This is a genomic window from Mesorhizobium sp. WSM4845, from assembly GCF_055811455.1.
This window is the reverse complement of record NZ_JBVVQA010000001.1, coordinates 89,645-112,315: the sequence shown is the minus strand read 5'-3', so window position 1 is coordinate 112,315 and position 22,671 is coordinate 89,645. Positions and strand designations below refer to the sequence as shown.

20 protein-coding genes and 1 pseudogene are annotated in these 22,671 nt (G+C 60.7%); 12 read left to right on the top strand and 9 right to left on the bottom strand.

Annotated elements, in window-relative coordinates; translation table 11 throughout:
* Positions 1-40: 40 nt before the first annotated feature.
* Entirely contained in the window at positions 41-1,390 is a 1,350-nt protein-coding gene (locus tag AC0L2C_RS00520; RefSeq protein ID WP_128172146.1) for an SLC13 family permease, read from the top strand.
* 176 nt (positions 1,391-1,566) lie between these two features.
* Here the strand turns inward: AC0L2C_RS00520 and hutC are convergent, their stop codons facing one another.
* The 8 genes from hutC to AC0L2C_RS00480 form a co-directional block, all read right to left on the bottom strand.
* Positions 1,567-2,301: a histidine utilization repressor gene (gene hutC, locus AC0L2C_RS00515; protein ID WP_023799637.1), complete on the bottom strand. Its 735-nt coding sequence runs from the start codon at positions 2,299-2,301 to the stop codon at positions 1,567-1,569.
* The gene (locus AC0L2C_RS00510) at positions 2,298-3,320 is read right to left on the bottom strand and encodes a zinc-dependent alcohol dehydrogenase (protein WP_473522452.1); all 1,023 of its coding nucleotides are present in this window, start codon (positions 3,318-3,320) and stop codon (positions 2,298-2,300) included. The genes hutC and AC0L2C_RS00510 overlap by 4 nt, the downstream gene beginning before the upstream one ends.
* Before the next feature lie 6 nt (positions 3,321-3,326).
* Complete coding sequence (hisD, locus tag AC0L2C_RS00505; protein WP_031255121.1) at positions 3,327-4,649, bottom strand: histidinol dehydrogenase; 1,323 nt, start codon at positions 4,647-4,649, stop codon at positions 3,327-3,329.
* A 35-nt stretch (positions 4,650-4,684) separates the two neighbouring features.
* A complete protein-coding gene (locus tag AC0L2C_RS00500; RefSeq protein WP_027156432.1) occupies positions 4,685-5,485 on the bottom strand; it encodes an ABC transporter permease in 801 nt (266 codons plus the stop codon).
* The gene (locus AC0L2C_RS00495; protein WP_473522451.1) at positions 5,482-6,426 is read right to left on the bottom strand and encodes an ABC transporter permease; all 945 of its coding nucleotides are present in this window, start codon (positions 6,424-6,426) and stop codon (positions 5,482-5,484) included. The genes AC0L2C_RS00500 and AC0L2C_RS00495 overlap by 4 nt, the downstream gene beginning before the upstream one ends.
* A gap of 65 nt (positions 6,427-6,491) precedes the next feature.
* The gene (locus AC0L2C_RS00490) at positions 6,492-7,598 is read right to left on the bottom strand and encodes an ABC transporter substrate-binding protein (protein ID WP_473522450.1); all 1,107 of its coding nucleotides are present in this window, start codon (positions 7,596-7,598) and stop codon (positions 6,492-6,494) included.
* Positions 7,599-7,633: 35 nt separating this feature from the next.
* Complete coding sequence (locus tag AC0L2C_RS00485; RefSeq protein WP_128245238.1) at positions 7,634-8,779, bottom strand: ABC transporter ATP-binding protein; 1,146 nt, start codon at positions 8,777-8,779, stop codon at positions 7,634-7,636.
* Positions 8,780-8,881: 102 nt separating this feature from the next.
* Entirely contained in the window at positions 8,882-9,655 is a 774-nt protein-coding gene (locus tag AC0L2C_RS00480; protein ID WP_287237069.1) for an SDR family NAD(P)-dependent oxidoreductase, read from the bottom strand.
* Positions 9,656-9,888: 233 nt separating this feature from the next.
* Between AC0L2C_RS00480 and AC0L2C_RS00475 the strand changes: the two are divergent.
* The 11 genes and pseudogenes from AC0L2C_RS00475 to AC0L2C_RS00425 all read left to right on the top strand — a co-directional run bounded on the left by AC0L2C_RS00475 (position 9,889) and on the right by AC0L2C_RS00425 (position 21,571).
* Positions 9,889-10,110 (top strand): annotated as a pseudogene (locus AC0L2C_RS00475) (plasmid stabilization protein).
* A 981-nt stretch (positions 10,111-11,091) separates the two neighbouring features.
* Positions 11,092-11,718 carry a transglutaminase-like cysteine peptidase gene (locus AC0L2C_RS00470; RefSeq protein ID WP_473522449.1) on the top strand — a complete coding sequence of 209 codons (627 nt, stop codon included), beginning with the start codon at positions 11,092-11,094 and terminating at the stop codon, positions 11,716-11,718.
* 101 nt (positions 11,719-11,819) lie between these two features.
* The gene (locus AC0L2C_RS00465) at positions 11,820-11,993 is read left to right on the top strand and encodes a hypothetical protein (RefSeq protein ID WP_287061307.1); all 174 of its coding nucleotides are present in this window, start codon (positions 11,820-11,822) and stop codon (positions 11,991-11,993) included.
* 489 nt (positions 11,994-12,482) lie between these two features.
* A complete protein-coding gene (locus AC0L2C_RS00460; RefSeq protein WP_128245241.1) occupies positions 12,483-13,289 on the top strand; it encodes a polysaccharide pyruvyl transferase family protein in 807 nt (268 codons plus the stop codon).
* A gap of 134 nt (positions 13,290-13,423) precedes the next feature.
* The gene (locus tag AC0L2C_RS00455; protein ID WP_128245242.1) at positions 13,424-14,251 is read left to right on the top strand and encodes a hypothetical protein; all 828 of its coding nucleotides are present in this window, start codon (positions 13,424-13,426) and stop codon (positions 14,249-14,251) included.
* A 170-nt stretch (positions 14,252-14,421) separates the two neighbouring features.
* Entirely contained in the window at positions 14,422-16,227 is a 1,806-nt protein-coding gene (locus AC0L2C_RS00450; RefSeq protein ID WP_287061304.1) for an ABC transporter ATP-binding protein, read from the top strand.
* Between the two features lie 6 nt (positions 16,228-16,233).
* Positions 16,234-17,412: a glycosyltransferase family 9 protein gene (locus AC0L2C_RS00445; protein WP_473522448.1), complete on the top strand. Its 1,179-nt coding sequence runs from the start codon at positions 16,234-16,236 to the stop codon at positions 17,410-17,412.
* A 9-nt stretch (positions 17,413-17,421) separates the two neighbouring features.
* Entirely contained in the window at positions 17,422-18,609 is a 1,188-nt protein-coding gene (locus AC0L2C_RS00440) for a glycosyltransferase family 9 protein (protein WP_473522447.1), read from the top strand.
* Positions 18,599-19,777 (top strand): glycosyltransferase family 9 protein, encoded by a 1,179-nt coding sequence (locus AC0L2C_RS00435; protein ID WP_473522446.1) that lies wholly within the window; start codon positions 18,599-18,601, stop codon positions 19,775-19,777. The genes AC0L2C_RS00440 and AC0L2C_RS00435 overlap by 11 nt, the downstream gene beginning before the upstream one ends.
* 304 nt (positions 19,778-20,081) lie before the next feature.
* Positions 20,082-20,861 (top strand): sulfotransferase domain-containing protein, encoded by a 780-nt coding sequence (locus AC0L2C_RS00430; RefSeq protein WP_128245247.1) that lies wholly within the window; start codon positions 20,082-20,084, stop codon positions 20,859-20,861.
* 14 nt (positions 20,862-20,875) lie between these two features.
* The gene (locus AC0L2C_RS00425; RefSeq protein WP_473522445.1) at positions 20,876-21,571 is read left to right on the top strand and encodes a sulfotransferase family protein; all 696 of its coding nucleotides are present in this window, start codon (positions 20,876-20,878) and stop codon (positions 21,569-21,571) included.
* A gap of 30 nt (positions 21,572-21,601) precedes the next feature.
* Here the strand turns inward: AC0L2C_RS00425 and AC0L2C_RS00420 are convergent, their stop codons facing one another.
* On the bottom strand, positions 21,602-22,666 hold the full coding sequence (locus tag AC0L2C_RS00420) for a glycosyltransferase family 2 protein (protein ID WP_287061298.1): 1,065 nt from the start codon (positions 22,664-22,666) through the stop codon (positions 21,602-21,604).
* Positions 22,667-22,671 lie beyond the last annotated feature (5 nt).

Genomic DNA, 22,671 nt, shown 5'->3' with positions numbered 1-22,671 from the left:
GAGAACGGGCGCCTGAAGGCGTTTCCCGAGGGAGGAAGCTATGAACATCCAGATTCTGTCGATTGCGCTGCTGATCGGCATGTTCGTGATCGCCACCATGCAGCCGATCAATATGGGCGCGCTCGCCTTCGCATGCGCCTTTCTGGTCGGCTCGCTCGTCATGGCGATGAAGCCGGCGGAAATATTTGCTGGCTTCCCGAGCGACCTCTTCCTGACATTGGTCGGCATTACCTACCTGTTCGCCATCGCCCAGATCAACGGTACTATCGATTGGCTGGTCGAGGGCGCGGTCAAACTGGTGCGCGGACATGTGGCGTGGATTCCCTGGGTCATGTTCCTGGTCGCGGCCGTCATCACCGGCTTCGGTGCGCTTGGACCTGCGGCGGTCGCCATCCTGGCCCCGGTGGCGCTGGGTTTTGCGTTCCAGTACCGCATCAATCCGGTCATGATGGGATTGATGGTTATTCACGGTGCACAGGCGGGCGGCTTTTCGCCGATCAGCGTCTATGGCGGCATTACCAACCAGATCGTCGAAAAGGCGGGGTTGCCGTTCGCGCCGACATCACTGTTTCTCTCCAGCTTCTTCTTCAATCTGGCCATCGCCGTCCTCGTATTCTTCGTCTTCGGCGGCTCGAAGGTGCTGCGTAAGTATTCGGTCGCGTCGGGACCGCTGCCTGACCTCCACCCCGAAGGCGTCACGCAGTCAATCGTCGGCCACGGCGGCACGCCGGCTACTCCGATCAGCCATCACGTCTTTGAGGAGCAGACAAAAAATGTGTCGGCGCTTTCCGGCCTGACTACGGAAAGGCTGACGACATTAGTCGGCCTAACCGCGCTCGCGGTCGGCGCACTTGTCTTCAAGTTCAATGTCGGCCTGGTGGCGATCACTGTCGCGGTCGCGCTCGCGCTCCTCTCGCCAAAGACCCAAAAGGCAGCGATCGACAAGGTCAGCTGGTCGACGGTGCTCCTGATCGCTGGCATCATCACCTATGTCGGCGTCATGGAGAAGATCGGCACGATCGACTACGTCGCCCAAGGCATTTCAAGCCTGGGCATGCCGCTGCTGGTTGCACTCCTCCTCTGCTTCACCGGCGCCATTGTATCGGCATTCGCCTCGTCCACGGCATTGCTGGGAGCCATCATTCCACTGGCCGTGCCCTTCCTCCTGCAGGGACAGATCAGTGCCATAGGTGTGGTTGCGGCGATCGCGATCTCCACCACCATCGTCGACACCAGCCCGTTTTCGACCAACGGTGCGCTGGTCGTCGCCAATGCCCGGGAAGCAGAGCGCGAGGGCGTGCTGAAGACGTTGCTGATCTACAGCGCGCTTATCGCCATCATCGGCCCTGTCATCGCCTGGCTGGTTTTCGTGGTCCCCGGTTTGGTTTGAACGGTCGGCCAATCAGTCTGGCCGCTCCGGTGCAATTTGACCGGCGGCCAGGCTTGACCTGAAATGATCTGATCGGCGTCAACAAGAAAAAAGGCGGCGCAGGCGGAGCTGATTGCCTATCAAGGCAGTCGTTTGGCCGATAGCGCCGCCCGCCCTGCCTGGCGGGCTGTCGCTGCTCATGCGGCGGGTGAGGGCGCGTAGCGGCTGCCCAGCGAATAGCGGCTGCCGACATAGGTGAGCTTGTTGACGGTGGCGACCGCCGCGCCCGACCAGGTCCGCCGATGCAGGAGCAGGCATGGGTCGCCGGGTCGGATCTTCAAATGGCGGGCCGCCATCTCTTCTGCGGCGACGGCCGAGATCACATGCTCCACTTCCGTCAGCGGCGTCGCCCGCTGCAGGTAGTCGTAAGTGGTGGTCGCCACGAAATCTTGCCGATGGTAGTCCGGTGCGAGCGCCGGATTGACAAAGCGTTCCTCGAGTTGGACGGGCACATCGTCTTCGAAATGCACGATGATCGAATGGGCGACCGGTCTGCGGCGCGTGAACTCGAAGGCGACGACGAGGTCCAGCGCCGGGTTGCGAATCTTCTCGAGGACGATGACCTCGGCCCTGTGGCGTGCGCCGCGCGCGGCGATCTCGCCGGCGATGTTCCTGATTTCGATGAGGGCCGATTGCGGTTTCGGCGGCGCCACAAAGGTGCCTACGCCCTGGATACGCAGCAGGTGGCCTTCCGAGGTCAGTTCCCTCAGCGCCCGGTGCACCGTCATCCTCGAGACGCCGAGCGTGCTGACCAGCTCGTTTTCGGAAGGCAGCCTGCGGTCCTTCGGCCAGTTGCCACTGCCGATATTGCCAAGCACGTAGTCCTTGACCTTTTCGTAGAGCGGCCCGGCGGTTTCGGTAAGCCTGATCATCGTCCGCTCTCCATCCGGACGATGGTCTTCAACCCGCCGCTCACGCCGGCGATCAGGCGCTGGTAAGCGGCGGGAATTTCGCCGATCGCGATCTCGTCGGACACGAAGCGCGACAGCGCGGGCGCGAGATCGCCCAGCATCGAGACGGCCGGCGCAAGCTCGTCGGCGAAGGCGTGGCAGCCGACAAGCGCGATCTCGCGCTCGACCAGCAAGTTGGGGTCGAGGTCGAGGCGGCCATGCGAAATGCCGACCAGCGCCAGCGTGCCGCCGCCGGCCAAAACATCGAGCAGCCGCGCCATCACCGCCACGCTGCCCGTCGCGTCGATGGCATGGCGCAGATTGGGGGCATGGCGCAGATTGGGATCACAGGGCAGGGCGTCCAGGTCGACGACGGTCGCGCCGCTCACCTTGGCCACAAGCTCCGCACGCGCCGTATTGCGGTCGGCGACGAGGACCTGTCTCTCGCCTGGCCGCGACAGGAGCAGCGCAGCCAATCCGCCGATCGGGCCGCAACCAGCGATAAGCACCGGCGCTGCGGCCGGCGCCGCCAGCCGCCGCACCGCGTGCAGGGCGACCGCCAGCGGCTCCGCCATGGCGGCGATCGCGGGATCGAGCGTGGGCTCGTGGCGCACAAGCAGCCGCGCCGGCAGCTGCGTCTCTTCCGCGAAGCCGCCGTCGCAGATCTCGCCTACAAAGCCCAGTCTGGCACAGACATTATGCCGGCCGGCCAGGCAGGCAGGACACTCGCCGCACCAGAAGCGCGAATCGGCCACGACCCGGTCTCCGAGCGCAAACTGGGACACGCCGGCCCCCACGGCAGTCACTTCGCCAGCGAACTCATGTCCAACGACGCTCGGCGCGCGGCTGATCCACTGACCGGTGCGGAAGTTGTGGAGGTCGGAGCCGCAAATGCCGGCGGCCGTCACCTTGAGCCGCACCCAGCCAGGCGCTGGTTCGCCGGGAGATGGCACGTCCTCAACCCGCAAATCGCCCGCCGCATGGAGTCTGGCCGCCTTCATCATCCGCTACCGCGCCAGATATCGGTCGCGCACGTCGGAGACGGCGTGTTCATGCGAGGAGAAGCCTTCATAGCGGGCAAGTGTGCGGGCATGGCGCGCGAATTCCGGATAGGCCGCTTCCGTCACGTAGCCGATCGAAGAGCGCTTGACGAAATCCGTGACCGAGAGCGGTCCACAGGTACGCGCCCAGCGACTGGTCGGCAGCACGGCGTTGGGGCCCAGCCCGAAATTGCCGATCGAGACCGGCGTGTGCGGTCCCATCAGGATCTCTGCAGCTTCGGTGATGTGGCCAAGGTGCGCGAAGGGGTCGGTGGAGAGGATCTCCAGGTGCTCCGGTGCGTAGTCGTTGATGAAGCGGTAGCTCTCCTCGATCGAGGCCGTCAGCACAATGCCGCCACAGGCGCCGGTCAGGACCGCGGTGGAGAACGCGACCCGTTGCTCGGTCATGCGCGCCCAGTGCTCCGGCAGCGCGGCCAGTGCCTCCTCCGCCACGCGGCGGCTGTGGGTCACCAGATAGGCAGACGAGTCCGGTCCGTGCTCCGCCTCGATGAGGAGGTCGAGCGCGGCCAGCCCGCCATGCACGCTGTCGTCGGCGAGGATGATCGCTTCAGACGGGCCGGCGGGAAGGCCAGGATCGATGACGCCGGCAAGCAGCCGCTTGGCCGCAACCACCCAGGGGCTGCCTGGACCGACAATCTTGAGCGCGGCCGTGATCGTCTCTGTGCCGTAGGCGACCGCGGCGACCGCCTGCGCGCCGCCGCATTTGTAGACCGTTTCGACGCCGGCGAGGCGCGCCGCAACCAGCGTCGCTGCGTCCACCGAACCATCGGGCGCCGGCGGCGTGACGATGGCAAGCTCCGGAACGCCCGCCACCACTGCGGGCACTGCGGTCATCATCGTCACCGAAGGGAACGCCCCTTTGCCGCGCGGGACATAGAGCGCCACCGAGCGGATCGGCGTGAAGCGGTCGCCGGCAAAGGCGCCGGGCCGCATTTCCTTGAGCCACATCGCTTCCGGTTTCTGCTCTTCGTGGAAATGCCGGATGTTGTCGATGCCGAAGCGAATGGCGGCGATCACGTCCTCGTCGACCATGCCGAAGGCGGCGTCGAACTCGGCGGGGCTGACCTTCAGTCGCGTGGCATCGAGATCTGCCTTGTCAAAGTCGCGGGCGAAGCGAACGAGCGCGGCGTCGCCTTCTGTTCGGACCGCCTCGATGATCGGCGCGGCCTTCTCCATAAAGCCAGAGAGATCGGTCTCTGAGCGCCGCATCAATGCCGAACGAGCGGCGGCGTCGAGTTGTCTCAAATCGTGGAATGATACGTTTGGCATAGGATTTCCTTTGCGGCCCGACGAGCCGGCTTTCCTCATTTCGATTTCAGGAAGATGTCGAGCCCGACCAGCCTGTCGAGCAGGAAAACGGCGACAGCCGAGCAGGCGATGAAGACCACGGAGATCGCGGCGAGATCCGGCGTGATGATCGAGCGGATGGAGTTGTAGATGAGCACCGGCAGCGTCACGATGCGGGCATCGACGAGCAGCAGGCTGACCAGGAACTCGTTGAGCGCCAGGATGAACATCAGCAGCGAGCCGGTGATCACCCCTGGCATGACCGCCGGCAAGGTGACGGAGAAGAACACCTGGAGCGGCGGCGCGCCGCAATTGGCGGCGGCCAGTTCAAGATCCGGGTCAAGCCCGGTGGCGCTCGCCGTGACCGCCCAGATCATGAAGGGCAGGTTGATGACGCAGCAGGCGATGCCGACCGGCCAGAGCTGGCCGAGAATGCCGGCGTTGCCGAAGATCAGCATGAGGCCGATGCCCGATCCGATCAGCGGGATGGTGAATGGCAGCAGCAGGTAGATCTGGATCGTCTTCTCAAAACGCACCGCATATTTCGCCAGCGCGATGCCCGCCAGCGTGCCCACTGGAATGGCAACGATCGTACAGACCGTCGCGACCTGGAGCGTGCGCAGGAAAGCATTGCGCAGGTCGGAGGCCTGCGAAATGCGCGCGTACCACCGCAGCGACAGTCCATCCGGCGGAAACGTAATGATGTTGCCGCCGGTAAACGAAGCGCCGAGCACAACGATCGTCGGCGCCGAAAGCGTCACCAGGGCGATCGTCACCAGGGTCCACAGGACAATCGATTTGCTGCGCGAGCCGCTCACGCCCGCGACCTCCCCATGGCGAGCGTTCCGGCTCCAAACAGCGCGAACACCAAGCCGACAAGGATTGACCCGAGCGCGACCAGCATAAGCGCCAGCATCGCGCCGAGACCCTGGTCGGAGGTGCGGAAGAACTGGTCGTAGATGGCGTTGGCGATGAAATCCTGCGAGCCGCCGCCAAGGATCGCAGGGACTGCGAAATCGGTGAGCGAAAGCGTCAGCACCACCACGCCGGCGCCGACGAAGCCTGGACGAGCGAGTGGCAGCACGACGTGGATGAACGTGCGAACCCAGTTCGCGCCGAGCGATCCAGCGGCTGCCTCCAGCTCTTCGGGAATCGCGGTGAGCGCCGGCGCCAGCATCAGTACGGCAAACGGCAGCATGTACTGGACGAGGCCGAACAGCACGGCGGGATAGTTATAGATGAGCCGCATCGGGGCCACCCCGACAAGGCCGAGCGCCTCGTTCACCATGCCCTGGTTGCCGAGGATGATCAGCCAGCCATAGGCACGCACCACCTGGCCGATGAAGAACGGCAGGAACAACGCGATCAGCAGGAATTTGCGCAATCCTGGCGAACGCGTGCGCACCATCAGATAGGCGTAGGGAAAGGCGAAGACCAGCGTCACCGCGGTGACGATCAGGGCGGCAACGAGGCTGCGCTGCGCGACGACCAGGAACAGTGGCTCAATCAGCGCGCGGCGGAAATTGGCGATGGAATAGTCGTCGGAGAACTGGAAGGTGGTGGTGTCGAGCGTGCGCAGGCTGGCATCCGCGATCTGGATGAGACCAAGCACGAGCAGCCCGACAAGCAGCACCGCCGGAAGCAGCATCAGATAGGGCGTTGCGCGCCTGAACCGCGCCGGCCAGACAGCGGCGGCAACGCCTTCCAGCACATCCATGATGCGCCATGTCAGGGGATAGGCTGTCCTGGCTGCCCGCATGAAAACCCGTATCCGACGTCGTGAAGGAGCCGGTGCCGCACGAGCGCAGCACCGGCCGACCGGCGTCAGCCCTGCATGATCGCCTTGAACTTGGAAAACCACTCGCTCTCGTTCTCGACCTGGATCTTCGACGAGATGCGGATAAGGCGCTGGAAATCCGCTTCAGTGGTCGGATAGGACGGATCGCCCACCAGATCCTTGGGCGGCGTGAGGCCCGGCACCACGCCCGGCAAGCCAAGCCCGTCCAGCCAGATCTGCTGGGCTTCCTTGGTCAAGGCGTGATTGATGAACTGCTTGGCCCAGTAGAGTTCGTTTTCCGGCAGGCCCTTGGGGATCCACAGACCGTCAGTGTCAAATTTTGCACCCTCTTCCGGCACCACCCATTCGATTTTGACGCCGTTCTTGCGCGCCTCCCGGGCGTTGGTCGAGATGGTGCAGGCGGCGTCGATCTCGCCGTTCTGGAACCAGGTGGTGAAGTCGGGATCTTCGCCGAGCAGCGGCTGCTGTGCCTTCATCTTGGTGATGAAATCCCATGCCGGCTGCATGTTGCCGGGAATGTCCTCCAGCTTGCCACCACCGGCGACCTGGGCGGGGAAATGGAAGCCGATGCCGTCATTGTAGAAGGCAAGCCGACCCTTGAACTTCGGGTCGAGCAGATCTTTCCAGGACTTGGGCGGTCCATCCGGGAATGCCGCAGGCCGATAGGCAAGCACATAGACATAACCGTAGGTATTGACGATCGGGAAGCCTTCCAGGCCGGCCGGCTTGGCAAGGTCCGTCACATTGGCGAGGTTCGGCAGGTCGGAGAGGTCTTCCGTCACGCCGCGCAGTGCCGATTTCGTGGCATTGGTGGTGGTGTCCCAGTTGATATGGATCGGCGGGACGCGTTTCTGCGCCACGGCCGCCCAGACCTTGGGCTGAATCTCGTTGTCTTCGGTCAGGTCGTGACGGACAGCAATCCCCGTCATCTTGGTGAAGCTGTCGGACACCCCGGCCTTCAGGCTATCCACCCAGCTGCCGCCCCAGGCGCGCACGATGATCTCCGCCGGCTTTTCCGGTTCCTGCGCATAGGCGCCGCGCAGGCCGAGCGCTGAGGCGCCGCCGAGCGCAGCGGTGGCCTGAAGGAAGGTTCTGCGGGAAAGATGGGATAATGTCGGCTTAAAGCGCTTCATCTGCATTCTCCTCTGGGTTTGACCGGTCTCCGGTTCTATCGAAAAACAAGCATGTCCCTGGCATTCCACCCCAGGAACACGCTTTCGCCTATGTCGAACTGCGTGTGCGCGGCGGGATCATGGTCGAAAACGCGAATGACCTCGTCGCCAATTGCGGCGCAGGCTACCTCATAGACCATGCGCTCGCCTTCGAAGATGGTGTCGGTCACAGTCCCGGCCAGCATGCAATCAAGCTTCGACAGCTGCGCAGCATCGCCGGCGAGACGGATCTGTTCGGCGCGGATCGCTCCCGATGCCTTGTCGCCCTCGGCAGGCGGATTGACCGGATCGCCGACCTTTCCGGCAAGCATCAGATCACCCCGAACGACGGAAACATCGCCCATTTCCGATACGGCCCGTACCGTGCCGGCAATGAAATTGGTGACGCCGATGAAATTGGCGACGAAGGCGTTGCGTGGCTGGCGGTAGGTGTGGATCGGCCGTGCCTTCTGCTGGATCTCGCCCTGATCCATGACGACGATATCGTCGGAAACTACCAGCGCCTCGCGCTGGTCGTGGGTGACATTGATCGTGGTGACGCCGAGCTCACGCTGGATGCGGCGGAATTCGAGCTGCATTTCCTCGCGCAGCTTGCGGTCGAGTGCGGCAAGCGGCTCGTCGAGAAGCAGCAGGTCGGGCTCAAACACCAGCGCGCGCGCAATCGCGACGCGCTGCTGCTGCCCGCCGGACAGTTCGTGAATGCGCCTGCCGCCATAGCCTCCGAGCCGCACCAGAGCGAGATATCGCTCGACGCGGTCGGGAATGGTGCGTGCGTCGCGCCGACGCATCTTCAGCGGGAAGGCGACATTCTCGGCCGCCGTCATATGAGGAAACAAGGCAAGTCTCTGAAAGACCATACCGATCGACCGCTTGTGCGGTGGCACCGCGCTCACCGCTTCACCGTTGATGAAGATCTCGCCGCTGCTCGGGGTCTGGAACCCGGCGATCATCCGCAGGAGGGTTGTCTTGCCGGACCCAGACGGCCCGAGAATGGTGAGAAACCGGCCCTTCGGCAGATCGAAGGACGCGTTCTTGACGGCTTGAACCCCATCGAAGTCCATCCCGACGTTGCGGACCGTGACGGCGATTTCCCTGTCGCCTTCCGCTTCGTGCGAAGCTGCGGCCCGAAAACGCTCCTGCATTGTGGTTCCCCTTTTGTCGCCGGTCGCATGCAAGAACGTCCAGCGTATCAGGTGGTATATACAACCATATACAAGCTCGGTCTACACGATCCTCTCAGTCGCTCAGATGGATGCGAGATAGCCGCCGTCGACCGGGAGGCAATGCCCGGTGACATAGGCGGATGCCCCGCTCGCCAAAAACACGATAGCGCCGGCCAGATCCTGCATCGTGCCGAAGCGCCGCTGCGGGATCTTGGCCAGCATCGCCGTCTGCCAGTCGGGATCCTGGTAAAAGGCGTCCGTCATCGCCGTATGGAAATACCCCGGAGCGATGGCGTTGACGCGGATACCGAGCGATGCCCATTCCGCGGCGAGTGCGCGCGTCATGCCCAGGAGCCCGGACTTGGACGAGCCGTAGGGTACCGCGGTCGGAATGCCGACATAGGAGGTCAGCGAGCAAAGATTGATGATCGCGCCACCGCTGTTGTCGTCAGCCATCCGCCGCGCCGCAGCCTGCGCGCAGAAGAAGGCGCCCTTCAGATTGGTCGATACGATGCGGTCCCATACCGCCTCGTCCACGTCGAGCGAGGGCTGGACTTTTTCGTAGCCGGCGTTGTTGACCAGAATGTCGAGCCCACCAAAGGCATCCGCCACCTCGTCGACCACCACGCGGATGCGATCGGTGTCGAGCACGTCGAGGGACCGGCAAAGCGACCTTCGCCCATGTGCGCTAATTCGGTCCGCCGTTTCACGAAGGGAATTTTCGTCGCGGGCGGTCACCGCCACATCGGCGCCGGCCGCCGAGAGCGCCTCCGCCATGGCCTGGCCGATGCCGCGGCTGGCGCCCGTCACCAGCGCCTTTTTTCCCGTCAGGTCGAACAGGCGAGCGGCGTCCATGGCGGTTTCCTGCATTCCCGAAAAAAAACCATGCGGTCGGATTGGAAACGAACACCAGTTGCGGCCGGTTGTCTATACATCTTGCGCTATTGCGGGGGTGCCACTAAACGGCGCGGCGCCGGTTTGCGGCGATCGCTTGAACGACGGCATCCCGGATGCCCCAACAGAGCGCCATCAACTGGCGTCTCGCTGGTAAAGCCATTAAGCTCGATCAACGGCAAAGGGAGTCCCACATGGTCGAACCGCGGCTTTCCGTGCGCAGTGCAAAGGCGCGTGATCGCACCGGCTGGCTCGGTGCGAGAACCGCTCGATCGCCGACGTGGTTGAGCGCGCGCTGGAATCCTATGAGGTTCGGCAAGCCGGTCGTGAGCCGGCGTCGACGTTCTGCTTATGGCGTCGAAATCGACCTTGAAGCAGCGATCCGGGGCCCTCGGCAGGTTGATGCGGAGCTTTGATCTTCCCTGCTGCCAGATTCATTTCCGAGACGCTGAAGAAGTCGCCCGAGCCTGCCGTGATTGCATGGCTGTTCGCCATGGCGCCTCGACACGCTCGCCCGAGACATTGAATTCACCCTATCGGCGCGATTTTCCTGAGCGCCCTTGTCCAACCATCCCCGCTGAATGCGGGGTGATTGGACAATTTTGCATAGGTGGAAAAGTTCAGCGTCTCAACGGCTGCCCGCCCATGGCGCACGACCCCTAAGGACCTTGCCGGGCTGTGGCTGTTCTTCTTTCGGAGCTACCACCGGTTGAGGCAAGGAAGCCGTGTGACTAGTATCCAAGGTCATTCCGCTGTTGTCGACGCCAGTAGCGAAGCCGCGGGTCGGGTCGCGGTCCGGGTTTTGATTGGCAGCGAGCGAGACTCCTGTCGACAGGGCGAGGAGGGCGATAGCGGTTACAATTTTGTTCATCGTGCTGTTCCTTTCAATAATGAGCAGACCCGCCGACGGCGGCTCGCGCGGAATTGACTCCTGCTTTGCGAAATCCCGTCGGCTCTCTGTCTCGCCATCATGACGAGGCTTCCTGCTCACGGATGAAACTACGCTGGGCCTGTCGCAGAGGTTTGCCCGAGTGCTATCGAAGTGTATCCGAATGTATGAGAATCCATGCGAGGGCCCGCAGCTCTTGGACTTCGACAAATTTGGCTACAATTTTTTTCGGCCGCCTGTCGGCGTTTGCGCGGCCAGATACCTGTCGGGCGCCGTCATCAGGTCCAGGTAAGCGGAGCTGCCGAAGAACGCCGATGACGTAAAAGCGGGACAATTCCCCTGATCGGGTGAACGCATAATTTGCTGATCGGGCGACGCGCGGCGTCCATCGTCAGGTGGTTCGCGACCGTCGCTTTAAATTGTGCGGCGGCTGTGTTGATGCGCCCAAAAAAAGATGGTAACGCGGTATTAAAGATTGTTTCGGGTTGTTACCTCTTGGGCGGGGCGAATGGGATTGGTGGTACCGCGGGCATGGCTGTGTGCCGGCCTACTGATAGGCTTGATGGTGTCCGCGACGCCGATGGAGAAGGCTTCGGCCGACGTCGTGCCTGGCGCCATGGCCACCGGGCAGCCAACCTCCATCCCTGTCGGCTACATCGAATTCTGCAGACGGCGGGCCGCGGAGTGCGCAATACGATCAGGCAAGAGCGCTCCAGTCCTTCTGTCCGCGGGAATGGAAGGCAAGCTCGCCTCCGTCAACAAGCTGGTGAACAGATCGATCAGGCCCGCGAGCGATTTGGACGTTCACGGCATGATGGAATTCTGGTCCTATCCTGACGGCGCGCTCGGCGACTGCGAGGACTATGTCCTGCTCAAGCGTCAGTTGCTCAGGCAGCAGGGCATATCGCTGTCGAACCTTCTGATCACCGTCGTCAGGAAGCAGGACGGCGAGGGGCACGCGGTGCTGACCGTCAAGACCGACAAAGGCGACTATGTGCTCGACAACCTCAACGACGATGTGAAGCCTTGGTCGGTAACTGGATATCGATTTATAAAAAGGCAGTCGTCTACGCACACCGGGCGCTGGGTCGCGATAATCGAACACCCCGATGTACTGGTCGGGGCAGTCGACTAAACCTCCCGAATTAGCGGATCGACAATGCCTGGCGCCGGCGCTCATGCCGGAGAACGGCCAGATGCCCGGCTCCGCGTCTGTTTCCGCACCGGCCCAGGCACATGACCCGTGATCTTGAGTCGCACTGCATGGGAGTTCCATTCCAGGCCCAGGCTTATTACGAGCACCGGGAAGCGCTCCTTGCGGCGCTCGATAAGCCGGGGTCAATCAGCCGGGAACTCGACATCATTGCGCGCCTGATGCCGGCGGAGCTTTCTCTTCCGCCGGTTTTATGAACATATCGAATGCTGGAGGTACGGATGAAATTGCGAGACGTGGCGCGCGCTTTTATCTCGAAAAAAAGCAGAGGCGTGGCCTGGTACAAGGTCTCCCAGAAGAAGGCCGACAAATACGGCTTCTATGTTTATTCCAGGCATATGGGAGGGACCAGCCATTTTTCCGAAAGGCGCTGCAGCGGGTCAAGGATATAAGTGGGATTCCAGATCCCCGTGCTTTCGTCCTGCAAAGCTGTTTGCGATCGATCGAGCGCATCGACGGCGATGTGGCCGAATGCGGCGTAAGACAAGGCCGGTCAACGATATTCATGCTGATGAGCGATCTTCGGCCACGGTTTGGCCGGCCCACGCAACCCGAGAATAGATGGAGGACATCGATGGGTTCTACCGCCCATTGACCAAATCGTATAATCCATGGCGGTCGGTTCTGGATAAGAGATCGCACCCTTGCATTCACTTTGCGTAAAAAGGCAGATAAGACGACATTCAATGCGAAAGATAAACGTCTATGCCGCTTCCACCGGGAAGACATTCGGAGCGCAGCCAGAAAATTACGGGGACAATCTCATGGCGGTGCTGTTGCCCGCTTTGTTCAATTTGCAACCCGAATTTGTAGGCCGGGACCGAGCGGAACTCATTTCTATCGGGAGCGTGATCGATTCCTATCATCGGCGATATCCAAAGGGCGTAAAACTTATCAATCGGAGGCCTTGGCGAACGCTGCACGTTTGGGGATCTGGCTTCATGAGCAGTACCGGACAGCCCGTTTGGCCGCAAAAGCTGGTGTTCCATGCGGTACGTGGTCCTCTAAGTGCTGAAAAGCTCGGGCAGCCGGGACTGGCGACAGGTGACCCAGCGCTATTGCTCCCGCGGATCTGGCCGAAGCCGGCGACCATCAGTAACGCCGTGGCGATCGTCCCTCATTTCATTACCAATCGCCATTTTCGGGCAAAATATGCGTCGTCCCTTCCGCGTCACTGGAAGATTGTTGATCTGCTAGATGACCCAAAGAAGATCACACACGCCATCGCCGAGTCCGACATGGTGATATCCAACAGTCTGCACGGCCTCATCGTTGCGGATGCCTACGGAGTTCCGTCTGTCAGGATTGAAGGTGATAGGCGTATCAAGGGCGACGGCTTCAAATATCGTGATTATGAGGCATTTCGTGGCGACTCGTGGCACATACTTAATTTCGAAGACGTTCTCGCCCAGCCAGGTAATCCCACTCCAGCAGATGCGCGACAGCCTGATACAGACCGGCTGGAATCACTTCTCGCTAGTTTCCCGTTTTGAATTTTGAGGGACCGTTTAGACTGCATTGCTCCTCGCAACCACGCTTGAACAAGCACCGCATCTCCCGCTCGGCCTGACCGACTAGGAGGACGCAGTTGGGTCGTATTCAGCAAAAATAGACGCAGTGATGACCCGTGATTTTCCTTGCAGTCATGCCGCAGGAAATCATACGCAATCAGCTCCACCGAAACGAAAAGTTGCAACTCATGTCGTCAAAAAATCACCCTGCCATCGACGTAACGCTTGTGTGTGGCAGGAGGCCCGAACTGCTCTCGCAAACACTGCAATCATTTCAACAGATGGTATTTCGGCATTTCCGTATCGGTGGAGTCTATGTGAACATCGATCCGTTTGGCGGAGACGAGATCGACCACGAAAAGTGCCGCAGTCTTGTCCTTGGATATTTCCCCAATGCTGCCATTTCAGAACCGGAGACCGCAAGTTTTGGGCGTGCCGTAAAGGTGCTTTGGTCTCAAGTGAAATCACCACTCGTGCTGCATTTGGAAGATGACTGGCTGGCGCTTGAATCGATCACGCCAGATCGGGTGTTTCCCCTGTTCAAGGGACGCACCCGCGCAGTGAAGCTTGTAACAAAAGAACTTAGATGGAATGGGCGGGATGAGATTCGTAGACGTACGGAAAAAGTAAAGTTGCTAGGCCTGACGATTTGGAAACGAAAGATTTCTAGTTTTGGGACCAGTCCGGCCTTCTTTTCCGGTGATTTTGCGAGGCGTTGCAGTTCACTTTTGATGGACGATCTTGATCCTGAAAAGCAGCAGCGCTCGCATATTAATCCGCCATTGATGAATTTTACTTCGCGTTATGAATGCCGCGTTTTGCCCGGGGTTGCACAACCCGAAATAATTAGGGACATAGGCAGGAAATGGCGTGACGAGCGCGGCATATCAAAGATAACCGAAAGGGGCAGAAGTACTTGGAGTGGGCGCAGGACTACCGAATGAAACGTGTCCTGTAGCGATTTTGCAGACAGCGCCATTGACTGCGGTCGGGAACGAAGCCACAGACGTATCGATTCGGGTGAATATCCCTCGCGCATTCACGAAAGCGCGGAGACCAAGGGAGTCGCCAGAAGGTCAACCAAGTGCCGATATACATCGCAGCAGGAACCCGAATGAGCGAAAAAAGACGAATTTCAGCGGCCCTGGCGTATCCGCTGGTCAAGCGCCTGATCGTCGAGAACCTGCCGCCGCACATTAAGCTGTATCTTACAGGTTTGCTGTGTTCGATCGCCGCTGCGGCGGCGACCGGCGCAACGGCTTGGATCATGAGTGTCATGATCAATACCATCTATGTGGAACGGAACGCTGCCGCCGCAACGGGTATTAGCGCCGTGATTATCGGCATTTTCCTGGTCAAGGGGATCGCCGACTACTGCCAGACCATCACAACGGGGAAGATCCGCCGGGCTATCGTTTCGGACCTTCAAAACCGCCAGTTTTCCCGAATGGTGCGTTTCGACATCGGCCGGTTCGCCAACCAGCATCCGGCGAAATTCGTCTCCAAGATCATGTTCAACGCGCGCGCCGGGGCCGCCGTTATTCTCACTGTCACGAGCAGTACCATCTCCGATGTGCTGAAGCTGATTGCCCTGGCAAGCGTCATGGTCAAGCAGGATCCGGTGATGTCGCTGATATCCGTGGCGGTTCTACCCCTGTTGTTCCTATCAGTGGGGGCCATAACCGGGAAGCTCAAGGCGTTGGCAAGGGGTGAGACGGAGTTGGCTGCACTGGTCCAGTCGATCGGCACGGAAGCCGTCGAAGGCATCCGTACCATCAAGTCGTTCCAGCTCGAAGACAAGGCAGCCGCCAGCTTCGCAAAGGCCGTCGGCAAGATGGAAAGGCGTGGCATCCAGATCAATCGGACATCGGCGTTGATGAGTCCATTGATGGAGACCGGCGGCGGTTTCATCATCGGCCTTTTCGTCATTTATGCCAGTTGGCAGACCCTTGGCAACGGCAAGACGCCGGGCGAATTCATGGCCTTCATCACCGCCTTTATGCTGGCCTATGAACCCGCCAAGCGGCTCGCCCGGGTCAATGTCGATATCCAGAAGCAAATGGTGGCCGTCGGGCAGATGTATGATTTGATCGACACGCCCGAACAGCGACAACTCGCAACCGCGGGCGAGCACCTCACCGATGTCGAGGGCGGTATCCGTTTTGAAGATGTCGCCTTCACCTATGGCGGCAACAGCCCGGCGCTGCACGGTGTTTCCTTCGAGGTGCGACCTCGTGAGAAGCTGGCGATCGTCGGCCGCTCCGGCGCCGGCAAGACAACCATCGTCAATCTTGTCCTGCGCCTGATGGAGCCGGACAAGGGCAGGATTCTCCTCGACGGAAAGGATATTTCGAAGATCAGCCTAGCCGACGTTCGCGACAATATCGCACTGGTGTCACAGGACGTCTTCCTGTTCGAAGGCTCGATCCGTGACAACATTCGTGACGGACGCCCGAACGCCACCGATCGGGAGATCGAGGCCGCGGCGGACCTCGCCCGGGTCACCAGCTTTGCCTCTAACATGGAAAACGGGCTCGATACGCTTGTCGGGCCGAGCGGCACCAACCTGTCGGGCGGGCAGAAACAACGCGTTGCCATCGCACGCGCCCTGCTCAAAAATGCTCCCGTGATTGTCTATGATGAAGCAACATCGGCGCTCGACGGCGAAAACGAGCGGGCCGTCATGGAGGCAGCGTTCGACGATGCATTTCAGCGCACAGTGATCTGCATCGCGCACAGGCTTTCAACCATTAAGGCGGCCGATCGTATCCTCGTATTCGACGCTGGCTTGCTCGCGGATTCCGGGACTCACGACGAGCTTGCCGAGCGCAGCGAAATCTACCGCTCGATCTTCCATCTGGAAGCGTCCGCTGCGGTCGTCGAAGGCGGCAAAACGCTGCGGCAGAGCGTATCGGGCTGAGGGCCGATGACCAGCTTTTACCACGGTTCCTACATCCGGTATTTGATTGGTGGATTGGGCCTGCAGTTGCGCCGATACACAAAGGCCGTGCGGAGGCTGTATACCGGCGCCAAGCCTCGTTCCGCTCTTGAGCAGCAGGCCAAGGTCGAGGCGCTGATCGCGCGCAGGGACTGGACAGGCCTTGAAGCAAGTACCGATGAAAGGGCCATCATGGCCGATCGTGCCCGCGACCCCGAGCTGATGCAGAAGGCAGGCCAGGCATTCGAACGGCTGGGCAACTTCGCGCGGGCGGCCGAGCTTCGGCTTTCCGCTCGCCGGCTGCGAAAAGGAAAAGGTGCCAACGAGTGGACGGGAGAAGACCTCGGTTCGGATACACTGCTGATCGATCTCGTAGAGGATGACCCTCGCAGTCTTGGCCGGGTTATCCGCCATGCGCGACTGGCCGGAGCCGCCGCTGCATGTGCGCAAAGCGCGACAATTCGGGTCGAGCTGCGCCTTGTATCGCTCGTGCAGCGGACATTCCCGAATGCGACCGTGGTCCCAGCGCAGCAGAATGTCGTTGGTGACAGATTTGCGACCTTCGAAAATCTCGCCTGGGTTTTCGGCCGCGATGCTGACAGACTTGCCGCTGATTTCGTGCCGCTGCGGGCAGATCCTGAACTCGTCGATACATTCCGCAAGCGCTATCGCTCGTTGACGGATCTGCCGCTGGTGGGTCTCTCCTGGGGCAGCAAATCCCATAGCAAGGACGTGCCTGACTTCCCGGAATGGGCAAGGTTCATCGCCCAGACGGCAGCGACATTCGTTTCGCTCCAATACGGACAGATCAAGCCGGCGTTGCGGCGCCTTCGCAACGGCAATGACGCGCGTCTGATCTTTGACGACAGCGTCGACCAGATGGTCGACATGGACCGTTTCGCCGCACAGGTCGCCGCACTCGATGCTGTCGTGACGATCAGCAATACGGCGGCCCATCTTGCCGGAGCCCTTGGCGTGCCGACTGTTTTCCTCATCGACGATAATTTTCAGACGGCATGGCCAGTGACCGGCGACCGGACCCCCTGGTATCCGAAGGGCATTGTCATTCGCAAGCAGGGGCGCCCTTGGTCGCTGGTGCTCGACGAGGCCGGCCGGCGGCTCTCGTCGATCCTGACGACGCTTTCCGACGCTCCCCGAGGACGATAGAACATCGCCGTGCAGAACAGACGAACCATCCTTCAGAAAGCAAAAACCGCCGATCTGCGCCCGCAAGGCGCCGTCGGCAAGCGGCTGCAGAAGGTTTTCGAGCGGGCAAAGGAACTTCTTAGACGTCCCTCACGCCACGCCGACGAAAGTGTCGAACGGCATATGAGGCTGATGGAGGAAAGCGTGCAGCGTGGTGACTGGCAAACTGCTCGCGACCATGCACTGGCGCTTGGCGTGCTTGGTGAGCAGCTTGGCGATCTCGGCCTGATCAAGAAAGCAGGGCGTGGACTGAGACGTCTCGACGGAGGAAATCGCATCTGGCAGTTGATGGCAGCGAGCAAGCAGGTGCGCGGCAGGCCCGATTGGGATGGCAGCGATCTTACGGGTCGCACGCTTCTCGTCGATCGTCGCGAAGGCGATCTGGCGATCTTTTTCCAGTTCGCGTCGCTGCTTGGTCCAGTCGTCGCGGCTGCCGGTCGATGCATCGTCTTCGTCGAACCGCGACTGGCACCGCTTTATCGCAGAACATATCCTGCGCTCGACGTCAGGATTGAAGGGGAAGAGGACATGGCGGCGGTGGACGCCGATGTCGTTGCCGGTTTCGAGACACTCGCAAAGCATTTCTGGCCGGACGAGCCGGCGGCACGCGCGCCCTTCGTTCCGCTGGAGCCGGACCGCCGACTGGTTGCCGAGCTGCGCGGCACCTATCTAGATGGCGGCCCAGGTCCCCTGATCGGATTTGCCTGGGGAAGCCTGAACAAGAGCAAAGACCTGCCGGCCCTGGACGATTGGCGGACGCTGTTCGGCAGCCTGCCGGGGCGCCTCGTCAGCTTGCAATATGGCGATGTCGGGCCGGCCCTCTCCGAGTTCGAGCGCCACGCGCCGGGGCGCATCATCCATGACGCTTCAATCGACCAGTTAACGGATATGGACCGCTTTGCCGCCCAAATCGCGACGCTCGACGCGGTGGTGACGATCAGCAATACCGGCGCCAATCTGTCGGGGGCGCTTGGCGTGCCGACCGTCGTCCTGCTCGACGATGGGTTTCGACTGTCCTGGCCTGCTTTCGGCGAGACCGTCGCCGCATATCCGAGCGTTCGACTGGTCCGAAAAGGCGGCCGAGCCTGGGCGTCGGCAGTGCAGGAAGCAGGCGGACGGGTCATGCAAATCATCGGCGGAGCTGGCGATGGAGGGTAGCCAGCTTCTCGGCCGGTTGCGCCGCGCTGTCGCGCGTGCAGGCTACAAATACAAGGTCTGGTTCCGACGTCACCGGCGGCAGCTCTTCCTTCGCTGGCGCGACGGCGACATTGCCGATCAGATGGCGGATTATCGGCGAAGCGTCGAGTCCCGCGATTGGCCGGCGGCACTGCCGAAAGCCCTGGCTCTTGGATCCATTGCGAAGTCGAGGGGCGAGGTCCACCTGATCGACGAGCTCAGCAAGGCGCTGATGCGGATGGGCGCCTATGGCGCAGCCGCCGAACTCAGGATCGCACGACGCCACATCGTCAACGGCCGCGTCGATGGCGAGTGGCTGGGCCAGGATATTTCTGGCCAGACACTGCTGATCGATCTGATGGAAACCGAAAAGCAGGGTCTGGCCACCGCAATCCATCATGCGAGTTCCGTCGGCTGTGCCCTGGCGCGCGCCGCTCGTCTGATCGTCCTCGTCGAGCACCGCCTGGTGCCGCTCTTTCAGCGCACTTTTCCGACTGCCGATGTGCGGCCGGTCGGCGCTGGCGGCAAGGCCGCCTATGCCGAGGCGCAGGCCTTCGCCGGCGTCCAGCATCTGACTGCCGTTTTCGAAACCGACGAGGCGACGATCCGCGAGCATTTCGTGCCCCTTAAGCCGGATCCGGCCCGGGTCGCTGAACTTCGCGCCCGCTATCGCAAGAATGGCTGCCCATTGGTCGGTATCGCATGGGGTAGCTCCAATCCCGGCAAAGACCTGCCGCCGCTTGCCGCCTGGCGAAACCTGATCGGCCGACCGGACCTCCGATTCGTCTCGCTGCAGTACGGCCAGATCGAGACCGATCTGAAGATCCTGACCGACGGTGAGCCGGAGCGCATTCTTCATGACAGATCGGTCGATCAGCTCGTCGACATGGACCTTTTCGCCGCGCAGGTTGCCGCGATGGACGCCGTGGTGACCATCAGCAATACCGGAGCGCATCTGGCCGGCGCGCTCGGCATCCCCTCGGTTTTCATTCTGGGCGACGGCTTCAAGCGATCCTGGCCGGTCGAGGGCGACCGCACGCCCTACTATCCATCGGCCGTGCTGGTCTCGAAACGGGAACGGCCGTGGTCCGTGGTGATGGGCGAGGCCGGGTCCATCCTGGCGCCATGGATCACAAAAGTGAGTGGCTAATGCATGTCGTCCAAAAGCACGTCACTGAATACGCTTCGGCGCGATGCTCATTAAAGGTTCGGCCGACGGATCGCGGAATGGAGCGCCCGTGTCGAACAGTCGTCGCAACAGGCCAAAAAAAAAGGTAAGGCATTCCGAACCGGGATATAGTAAAGGCCAATTCGCCCCGCAGAGGATCGCAATTCTTGCCGGCATTTCTGCCTTGTGTTCGAATCAGCCGTAGGCTTAGGCGCCCAGTAATGGGGTTGGTCTGGCCGGCAGCGGTTCGGGCGCCAGCTCTGGTAATCTAAAGGAGGTCTCTCCCATGTCCTTTCTAAAATTTTTCCAGGCCAAAGCGCCGCCTCTTCCTCTTATCGTATCCTTTCCAAAATCAGGGCGCACCTGGCTGCGTGTCATGCTGGACGATCTCGGAGTTGAAGTTCAATACATTCACGACGGAACCGACCACAAATTACTTCGACCGAAATCGAGCCCCAAGGAGAATAAATCTCGATACAAGAAGAGAAGAACAATAATGCTTGTTCGCGATCCAAGAGATACGGTTGTCTCAGGGTACTTTCAGGTTCAGAAGCGCCACATGCTTCCAGTGGGATCGTTCAGCGATTTTATCAGAAGCGACAATCATGGGATCGAAAAGATCATCAGATTTAATTTGCATTGGTTCGCTGCCATGCCCCGGATGCGCGAAATCCAGTATCTTCAATATGAGGACATGCATCGAGATACGGCTGGTGTCCTTCGCGCAATCCTTGGATTCCTGAACCTGCAGGCTGACGATCGGACGCTTGTCGAGGTGGCGAACAACCGAACGTTCGACAAGATGAAAGTGAGCGAATCGACCGGTGATCTGTCCGATCGATACGGCAAGATATTACAGCCGCGCGATGCGAATGATCCCGAAAGCTTCAAGGTGCGCAAGGGCAAGATAGGCGGTTACCGCGAATATCTTTCCGAGGACGACGTGGCCTATTGTGACGAGCAGTTGGCTAAGTTCGAATATTGGGAGAAGCTGGACAAGGTCTTTAGCACGAACGGCTTGTGCTACGCTCGCGTCGATAACCGCGCCCGGGTCGCTTTGGGTTAGGGAGCATTGCCGACATGGTGACGCGGACCGGATTCATTTGCGGCTGCGGCCATAGCGGGACGACGTTGATTGCGACGATCCTTGCGTCGCATCCCGACGTCTACCTGCCGCTCCAGGAAACCAACATTTTCTTCAAGTGGACGCCACTGGCCATGTTCCGCTTCTGGAAACTGAAGCGGGCGGCGCTCGATGCTGGAAAGAACGTGCTGCTTGAAAAGACACCGCGGCATATCCGCCGTGTCGCCCGCATTCGCCGGCTCGTGCCCGGCGCGCGTTTCGTCATGCCGGTGCGAGATGGGCGCGACGTCGTAGCGTCCCTGATCAAACGACTTGGCGACCCAAAGGAGGCTCTCGACCGCTGGATCAACGACAATGCGCTGGTTTTTGCGGAACGGGGAAAGCCAGATGTGCTGATCTATCGCTATGAGGATCTGGTCGAGAATCCGGCCAAAGTCGTTGAGCAGATCTGCGGCTTTCTCGATGTGACCTTCAGCCCGGATCTCCTCGACTACCACAAGAACCCGCAGCAATGGTTCAAGCCGACCGACGCCAGCGTCGAGACGCAACATGAGGTGCTCCGGAACCAACAGGTCAATCAGCCGATCTACGACGGAAGCGGGAGATGGCGCTCCGAACTTGGAAACGCCGAGTTACAGGACCTAGTACAAGGACGAGGTGCCCAGCTTATGAAAGCATTCGGTTATGCATGATGTCGGTTCGGCATGTGCTGGAGATGCCGTCTACCAATCGATTTTGTCGATCAAACCCGTTTTGAACAGGCTGTGAGCTCCTTCGTACAGCATTGACTGTTCGCTCATCGCGCTGAGAGCGGCTTTACCGCTCGATACCTCATGATACTGGCGATATTTGGAAGCGCCGTTCCAATACTGACCTTCAGCCACCGCGACCTGCGCCTTGTCGTTGAAATCGGCGAAGAACTTGAAATGAAGCAGGCCGCCCAATCCCTTTATATAGTTTCGCCAGTAAGGCAGCGGTGAGTGAATCGATGTAAAAATCGTCGGGCGATCAACATATATCAGAGGAAACTTGGTCAACTTGTGCTGCCTGGCGAAAAGCCGGGTCCTCGGGCCGCCTGTGATCTTGAGATGCCGAGGGCTCCTCGTCACCTCATAGCCGCTGCCGTCGAAATGGTCCGCAACTTGCCAAGGCGGCACGATGGGATCGAAGGGTACGTCCCAGATGTTTCCGCTCGGATACATGTCGATCATCGGCGCCAGCAGGCGTGTCATTCCGCGCCGCTTGAGCCAGTCGGCCATCGCACCGAGCGGATGCTGATCCATGCCGTCATAGACAAGGTATTCGTCCGCATCCACGGTCAGATACCAGCGAGGCTGACCATAAATCTGCACAATACGCTGCCGCCAAAGGTTGCCCAGGTCCGACTGCGAATAGGTGATCGGCGAGCTGAATAGATCGACATCTGGCTGCTCGGCGAGAAGCTCAGCTGTGCCGTCGGTCGAGCGATCATCGAGGACGGCGAATCTGGTGACGCCGAGTTCGCGATAGTGCTTCAGGAACGGGCGTAACCTGTCCGCCTCGTTGCGGATGACGAGGATCAAAGGCAGGTCATTCGCTTTAAGGGGCGTTATCGGCCGCAGCGATGACACTTCTGCCCGTCTTCCGAAGGTGTGTCTCAGCCGATATATGGCGGTGTCGGTAATCGTCCGGCGGACAATGGCGGGCCAGGTTGCTTTGCTCAAGCCGTCGATTCCCCTCATGGCGATCACCGCCCGGCTGGAGCTGGCGCTGATCCGCTGTTTGCAGTTAATTTCTACATGCAGCACCGTTA

Excerpts from the sequence above, each read along its gene's own strand:
- AC0L2C_RS00460 (WP_128245241.1), top strand. The coding sequence starts at position 12,483 with ATGCGAAAGATAAACGTCTATGCCGCTTCCACCGGGAAGACATTCGGA.
- AC0L2C_RS00450 (WP_287061304.1), top strand. The coding sequence starts at position 14,422 with ATGAGCGAAAAAAGACGAATTTCAGCGGCCCTGGCGTATCCGCTGGTC.
- AC0L2C_RS00485 (WP_128245238.1), bottom strand. The coding sequence starts at position 8,779 with ATGCAGGAGCGTTTTCGGGCCGCAGCTTCGCACGAAGCGGAAGGCGAC.
- AC0L2C_RS00490 (WP_473522450.1), bottom strand. The coding sequence starts at position 7,598 with ATGAAGCGCTTTAAGCCGACATTATCCCATCTTTCCCGCAGAACCTTC.
- AC0L2C_RS00425 (WP_473522445.1), top strand. The coding sequence starts at position 20,876 with ATGGTGACGCGGACCGGATTCATTTGCGGCTGCGGCCATAGCGGGACG.
- hutC (WP_023799637.1), bottom strand. The coding sequence starts at position 2,301 with ATGATCAGGCTTACCGAAACCGCCGGGCCGCTCTACGAAAAGGTCAAG.
- AC0L2C_RS00465 (WP_287061307.1), top strand. The coding sequence starts at position 11,820 with ATGACCCGTGATCTTGAGTCGCACTGCATGGGAGTTCCATTCCAGGCC.
- AC0L2C_RS00480 (WP_287237069.1), bottom strand. The coding sequence starts at position 9,655 with ATGGACGCCGCTCGCCTGTTCGACCTGACGGGAAAAAAGGCGCTGGTG.
- AC0L2C_RS00445 (WP_473522448.1), top strand. The coding sequence starts at position 16,234 with ATGACCAGCTTTTACCACGGTTCCTACATCCGGTATTTGATTGGTGGA.
- AC0L2C_RS00520 (WP_128172146.1), top strand. The coding sequence starts at position 41 with ATGAACATCCAGATTCTGTCGATTGCGCTGCTGATCGGCATGTTCGTG.
- hisD (WP_031255121.1), bottom strand. The coding sequence starts at position 4,649 with ATGCCAAACGTATCATTCCACGATTTGAGACAACTCGACGCCGCCGCT.
- AC0L2C_RS00470 (WP_473522449.1), top strand. The coding sequence starts at position 11,092 with ATGGGATTGGTGGTACCGCGGGCATGGCTGTGTGCCGGCCTACTGATA.
- AC0L2C_RS00430 (WP_128245247.1), top strand. The coding sequence starts at position 20,082 with ATGTCCTTTCTAAAATTTTTCCAGGCCAAAGCGCCGCCTCTTCCTCTT.
- AC0L2C_RS00510 (WP_473522452.1), bottom strand. The coding sequence starts at position 3,320 with ATGAAGGCGGCCAGACTCCATGCGGCGGGCGATTTGCGGGTTGAGGAC.
- AC0L2C_RS00495 (WP_473522451.1), bottom strand. The coding sequence starts at position 6,426 with ATGCGGGCAGCCAGGACAGCCTATCCCCTGACATGGCGCATCATGGAT.
- AC0L2C_RS00435 (WP_473522446.1), top strand. The coding sequence starts at position 18,599 with ATGGAGGGTAGCCAGCTTCTCGGCCGGTTGCGCCGCGCTGTCGCGCGT.